This window comes from Bacillus sp. SIMBA_154, assembly GCF_046536015.1.
GTDB lineage: Bacteria > Bacillota > Bacilli > Bacillales > Bacillaceae > Bacillus > Bacillus pumilus_P.
Genome location: NZ_JAWJBV010000038.1, coordinates 1 through 6,318 on the forward strand (window position 1 = coordinate 1; position 6,318 = coordinate 6,318).

Genomic DNA, 6,318 nt, shown 5'->3' on the forward strand with positions numbered 1-6,318 from the left:
CAAATATTCAAACCCCCTACCCCCGATCTTCGGGGGATGCCCCTTCGGCTGGCGCAAACAAACGGGGTTTGTTTGAATCAATAGGCTTTGGGTCTCGTGAATGAGTCAACTCCTTAATGCTCACTTCGTTCCGCTTACCGTTGACTCATGCCATATGTTTTTCACTCCATTTTTTAAACAGTAACGCTCCTTTTGTGTGCACACTTTTCCGAAACAACACAAAACAAACACGAACTTAATTCACCATGATTGAACCCTTGTTGCGACTGATTTTTTTGCAAAACGTTACCTTTCGTTTGGTAACATAGCGCTCCTTTTCAAACAAAGTTAAAAGAGGCATTTCTTAAACTTATATCTAATTATATCAAAAGGAATTTACATTCCATTCCCTAAATCGGGAGGGATTCATTTGGAAAAAAAATTATTAACCATGACACAGATCGCAAAACAATTAAACCTTGCTGAATCCACGGCAAGATTTTATAGAGATCGGTTTGAAAATTATATTCCATCTGTTGGTGAAGGGAGAAAAAAACGCTATAAACCCGAGACCATCGAAGTGTTGCGATTCATTGCGGAAGGGTTCAAACGCAACCTAACCGCAACTGACATCGAAGAGGGCTTATCCCGCATGATTGCAAGAAATACTGAATTTGAAGAAGTAACCGCAACAACAACCGCAACAGCGCAACAGCAATCAAAAAACGAGCCAAATAACTACGCTTTACAGCTTCAAATAGCAATCGAGCAAATAAGCGCAGCTATACAAGTTATTGGTAATCAAAAAGAAGAGATTGCTGAATTGCGAAAACATGTTGCGATTATAGAAAACAAGCAACAAGAACAACAAGAATACATAAATACCAAACTCGAAGAACGAGATAAAATGCTAATGGAATCAATAAGGGAAATACAAGAATCCAAAAAGCAACTTGTAGCTATTCAACAAAAAAAGTGGTGGCAATTTTGGAGATAAACTATCCATGAAATGGCGCACTTATACACACCCCTGTGTGCGTGCTAAAATCTCTCGATTTCCGTCAAGCGTGTAAAGAAAAATCCGACTTAATAGTCGGCTTTTTTTATATTAATTGATTAAGTTTTAGAGAAAATTATTCACTTTGATTAGAACGACGATTAAAGAAATAATTCAAAAAAGAAGCTACCGAAAGTATGATTGCACTAGCTATAATAAATACTACTCCATTATTTTTTTCAAAAACTATTCGTCCTACCAAAATACATACAACAAAAGTTAAAGAAAACAATATATTCAATCCTCTATACAATGTCATCTTCAATCGTCCTTTCTAACCTAATTAATTTTCATCACGAACTCTAACAGTTTTCTTCCCCTTATAATTTGTACGTTCATAATAAACCGTTTTAATTCTAAACTTTTTATCAGCTTTAGGACTTCTTTTTATATAAGTTTTAAACGACATATTACCATGATACACTTCTCTATAACTATATGCTGATCCACCCAGAAAAGCCGCTATAGCTCCAGGAGTACCACCTAAAAACCCCAATCCACCAATAACAACACCACCAGCATAAGAACCAGCTCGTCTATCTGGGTTCTTATAATACAACTTATACTTTTTAGGCAATGTTGTTTTCGACATACATTTGTAAGCTGGATAACAGGCTTCAGCTTTCTTAGTGCTTGTTATAACACCAGTATCAAAAAGAGTAAACAGAAAAACAGATGCAATTACAACTTGTATAATTTTCTTCATTCAATTTTCAAGGGCTTTTCTCTCATACTCCTCATCTGTGATCTGACCAGATACATGCTCCCATATCAATTCTTCCTCTTCAGCTGTAAGATAAATTCCTTCAATGGCGTGTGTAGCTTTCGCATATATCATACCTTTTTCAAACTCACTTTTGGTCATTTTCATCATAGAACCGCCTTTCTTGGGCTCTGCCCAAACCCGCCAACGCTAGCACGTTGGATGGCAAATATTCAAACCCCCTACCCCCGATCTTCGGGGGATGCCCCTTCGGCAGGCGCAAACAAACGGGGTTTGTTTGAATAACAGGCTTTTGGATGTAGTGAATGAGTCAACTCCTTAATGCTCACTACGTTCCGCTTACCGTTGACTCATGCCATATTTAGATCATGACCTATAGTTCCATCCCTTTATCTTGATTTCGATTTTTCTTTGGTGCATTCTGTTTTTTCTCATTTTCTTCACTGATAAATTTGTTTGCTCCAGGCGCTTCATCCTTATGATCAAAGTATTTTTCAGTGATTTTCAAGTTCATTTTGTTGAGAATATGAGCTTTTGCATAACCGAGCAAAGCTCTATACTCTTTTTGCTTTTCTCCGAAAAAGGTCAAGAAAGCACTAATTGAACGCTTTAAGAAGCGATTCTCTGTTTCAAGTTCTTTCTTTTCAGCTTTCAAACTCCTGTTTTCGCTTTTCAAACGATCATTCTCTTTAGACAATTCTTTTGTTCGGTTGCGTTCACGTACCAACTCATTTTCTAAACTATTATTGTCCTTTCGAAACACCTCGCCCGCTTTAGCAAGGCTTTTCACCTGCTCAAAATCTTCTCTATTCAGCTGAACAGTTTTAGTCAAAAAACCCTTCTCTTTCACTCGTTCTTCGATCTGATCAACCGCCTGCGCTTCAAATGCTGTCTTTTTCAAATCATCCAATCGACCCGAAATCTGATCAACCGCCTGTTCCATCTCTATTTTTTTAAGGCTTACTTCTTTCAGCTTCTCTTTATCCGCTTCTAGCTTAAACTTGTGAATTTCAAGATATTTTTTATCTGAAGGCTCACCGCGCAGCAAGCCAAATTTTTCGTTATGCTTCCCGATCGCTTCCTGCAGCTGCTTCATTTCAACTTTGTTGAAAATCTGCTTTGCTGACAGCTTCTTTTCTTTCGTGATCGGCACGAGACCCACGTGCATATGAGGTGTCGTTTCATCCTTATGTACTGACGCATACATCACGTTCTCTTTTCCGTAACGCTCCTGGATAAATTCCAGATTAGATTTGAAGAATTCCCTTTCGCTCTCTGGAGACAGCTTTTCAAAGAATTCGGGACTTGCCGAGATCATGAACGAACAGCACCTAACCGCATCTTTTCGAATGGCTCGTTTCGTCTCTACATTCTTCTCGATATGTTCGTTGATCATTGCCTTATAATCGACTCGTTTATCATGCAATAAATCATAATTCAGATGCGCCCGATTTTGATCGATATCGGGGTTGGTGTGACTCTCTTTTTCTCTCTGATTATGTATCTGTAGACCCTTTATATCCGCACTCTTAAACTTCCGCATATTACAGATAATGAACGCCATTTTTCCCCTTCACGCCCTTCCCACCGGCAACAACTTTCTCTCTCAATTTTACCACATTCTCCGGCGACACTTCCATGTAAAGTATAGCCCGCTATACTTTACTCCGTAAAGTGCGGGCTCTGCCGAGGGCTACGACAGTCGCTTGCGCTCCTTCTGATCAGCTCCGCTGATTGGAAAAATCGCCGAAGAAGTCGGCTATTATTTTTCCTAAATTCAAGTCCTCGGACGCTGTCCGAACCTGTCGGGGAAATATTCCCCGAACCCCATAAAAAAGAAGCAGGCTTTATTCGCCTACTTCTTCCGAAAACCACACTGCAAAGAGCATCAAACCACAAATAATCATTGCCCCTAAATCTATCACATGAATTTCAATGGTCATCCTGTTCACCTCCACAGTGAACGGATTCTACCACAGAAATTTTCATCAAAACGAAGCACTGAAAAATAAAAAAAATGATTGCGGACACCGCAAATAAAAATATTTCTACTTAAATTTATCTTAAATGCATTGTATTGGTAATAGACATGATATAACTTTAAATTTGGAATCTATAAAAGAAAGGTAAGGAGAATCTATATGAACAAAATTATTAAATATCTTGTAGCATTATTATTATGTATCTCAGTTTTTACTATGGATAACAGTTATGCTGAGGCAGCTTCATGGAAATTAGTAGACTCAAAAAAAGTGTCAGGTAGCTGGACCCCTAAGGCTGTATATCTATATGGAGTCAAAAAAGGAAAAGCAAGAATCTGTTTGAAAGATAAATTCGGCGGCATACGAATTGACGTATACGATAACGATGGGAAAGGAGTTAAACAATCGAAACTGATTCTTAACTCAGTTTTCGTCGGAAATAATAAATGTGTTAGTTTCAATGCAAAACCTTACATTGACGGATCTAACAAAAGCGCTGAATTTATAGTTTTCCCAACACGTGGATCACTAACCTCATTCACTCTCCAATTATGGCATTATTAAAAAAACAAAAAATCCTAGATTTATTAATCTAGGATTTTTTGTTTTTATTTATAAAATAAACATTAACAATAACCTCTCCTTTTATTCCTTTTTTCTCATTTTTTTCTTCATCCATCACATTTTTCAACAATTGATGTAACTAGAATAATCAAGGTATGATTGTATAATGAACCGGGCAGTGGAATCACTAAATAAAAAAATGCTGGAACACCCTGAAAAATTGGAACAATCAAATTGATTAGATATCTATAGGAGGATTTAAAATGAAAGAACAAAAAAACACAATAAGTTCTAGAACATTAATTAACATAATAGGCATATTCATTTTTATAGGACTAGCTTTATCTCACATTACCCAATCATATTCCTCAAATCAGTCACTAGAGACATTTATGAATACAAAAAAAACAAAAGAAATTTATATATTTCTAACAGTCACATCAATATTATTTTTCACTTTAGCCAATATATACTTCATTGGAAAAATAGGAAAGATAATATTCTATACAGCGCTTAGTCTTATTTTTATTATTTGTTGTTATCTTTTTATCACCGCAATCTAAAAAATCTTCCATAAAAGGGAGATTTTATTAATATATATCAAGACAACTCCAATGCGAATTGGTAATCGCACATAACAAAATGGAATTAATGAGTTATAAAAAAGCTGATCAACATTATGCAACCATCATTAAAAAATCAGATGAAATCGGGGATTCATACACCAAAAGTTTAGCTCATTACAATATCGGTATCAGTTATGAAAAACGTGGTGATCTATTACAAGCTGAAAGCCATTTACTAAAAGCAATTGATATACCAGAACACAGGGAATCATTGAACACCATCCGCACATATTACATGCTTAGCAAAGTCTGTTTTAAAAGTCGAAAAACTGACAAAGCTCTTGTCTGGTACAAAAAAGCATGGAATCTAGTCGAGGAAAATAACGAAGATGAATACAGAGCAAAACTCATGATACTAGATGCACTTTACAACAATAGTCACATAAACAATATTCACCACTGGACAATAGCAATCTTAATTTCTCCTTAAAATTCAGGAACTAATTATGTAATTCTTAATACCAATATGCCAATGAGCCATGACTTCAAACGTCTCATTGGCCACCTCATCATCTAGCGTCTGCATTATTTGGAAGAAAAACCGAAGCAGAAGACAATGAAAAAGATAAAACTAAAAGTAATTTAATTGTTTTTTTCTTAAAACTCACTATAACTACTCCTTTTTTATACGCTTCAACAAGCTATAAACAATAAGAGCTATAACGTATATAGCTAGTAAAAACGTTAAAGTTACGTTACTAAAATCATATACAAAATTTAGAAAAATAACCAATATTATATACAAAAAAAGAAATAAATAGAATAGTTTTTTCATAAAATTATCCACCTTTTATATTATTTTATATAAATACAAAAACATTATATTACATAGTTCTTGATTCCAACATGCCAACGAGCCATCACTTCAAACGTTTCATTTGCTATGTCATCATCTTCTTCATCAATACGAACAAGATCCCCATCCTCGGCATCCGTCAAATTCAGTTCCTGATGAATCTCTTTCAAGATCCCGCCGTAACCGATCAACCGCCTTGCACTCAGTGCACCATCTAAATAATAGACCGTATCCAAATTTTCCTCGGTCACTTCATTCCCACGTATGATATCCGTATCCTTGACTGGATACTTTGAAATTTCAAGAATCGCCTTTTGTTCTTCCATTTCTTTGCGCACTTCTTTTTCAATGGCTTCCGCATCGATTCCCTTTTTTCCTTTGACCCGCTGCACATGCACAATTGGTGTGTAGTCTAATTTCATAGCCCGCTTCCATAGGCTTGTCCATTCTGATTGTTTGATATAACTTTTTCCAAAATAATTCCGCTTTACAGGAATCAACACATGAAAATGCGGATGGTATGTATTTTGTTCATGATTTTTCGTAATCTCTAAAGCTCTGAAAAAACCAAGTGTTCCAGTTTTCACTTT

General features: G+C 36.0%; 7 protein-coding genes. 3 read left to right on the plus strand and 4 right to left on the minus strand.

What is annotated here, in order from left to right:
- Window positions 1–409 precede the first annotated feature (409 nt).
- Window positions 410–976, plus strand: a complete 567-nt coding sequence (locus R0K30_RS20870; protein WP_410612657.1) for a DUF3967 domain-containing protein — start codon at window positions 410–412, stop codon at window positions 974–976.
- 343 nt (window positions 977–1,319) lie between these two features.
- Here R0K30_RS20870 and R0K30_RS20875 read toward each other — a convergent pair whose 3' ends face one another.
- The 3 genes from R0K30_RS20875 to mobV all read right to left on the minus strand — a co-directional run bounded on the left by R0K30_RS20875 (window position 1,320) and on the right by mobV (window position 3,324).
- Entirely contained in the window at window positions 1,320–1,742 is a 423-nt protein-coding gene (locus R0K30_RS20875) for a hypothetical protein (protein ID WP_410612659.1), read from the minus strand.
- The gene (locus R0K30_RS20880) at window positions 1,743–1,907 is read right to left on the minus strand and encodes a hypothetical protein (RefSeq protein WP_410612661.1); all 165 of its coding nucleotides are present in this window, start codon (window positions 1,905–1,907) and stop codon (window positions 1,743–1,745) included.
- 226 nt (window positions 1,908–2,133) lie between these two features.
- Entirely contained in the window at window positions 2,134–3,324 is a 1,191-nt protein-coding gene (gene mobV, locus R0K30_RS20885; protein WP_410612663.1) for a MobV family relaxase, read from the minus strand.
- A 577-nt stretch (window positions 3,325–3,901) separates the two neighbouring features.
- Between mobV and R0K30_RS20890 the strand changes: the two genes are divergently transcribed.
- Together R0K30_RS20890 and R0K30_RS20895 are read left to right on the plus strand one after the other, a co-directional pair.
- The gene (locus tag R0K30_RS20890) at window positions 3,902–4,306 is read left to right on the plus strand and encodes a hypothetical protein (protein WP_410612665.1); all 405 of its coding nucleotides are present in this window, start codon (window positions 3,902–3,904) and stop codon (window positions 4,304–4,306) included.
- Between the two features lie 651 nt (window positions 4,307–4,957).
- Window positions 4,958–5,362 carry a tetratricopeptide repeat protein gene (locus R0K30_RS20895; RefSeq protein WP_410612667.1) on the plus strand — a complete coding sequence of 135 codons (405 nt, stop codon included), beginning with the start codon at window positions 4,958–4,960 and terminating at the stop codon, window positions 5,360–5,362.
- A gap of 389 nt (window positions 5,363–5,751) precedes the next feature.
- On the opposite strand, the gene R0K30_RS20900 is transcribed toward R0K30_RS20895, so the two are convergent.
- The coding region (locus tag R0K30_RS20900) for a protein rep (RefSeq protein WP_410612669.1) at window positions 5,752–6,318 on the minus strand (567 nt) is incomplete at its 5' end.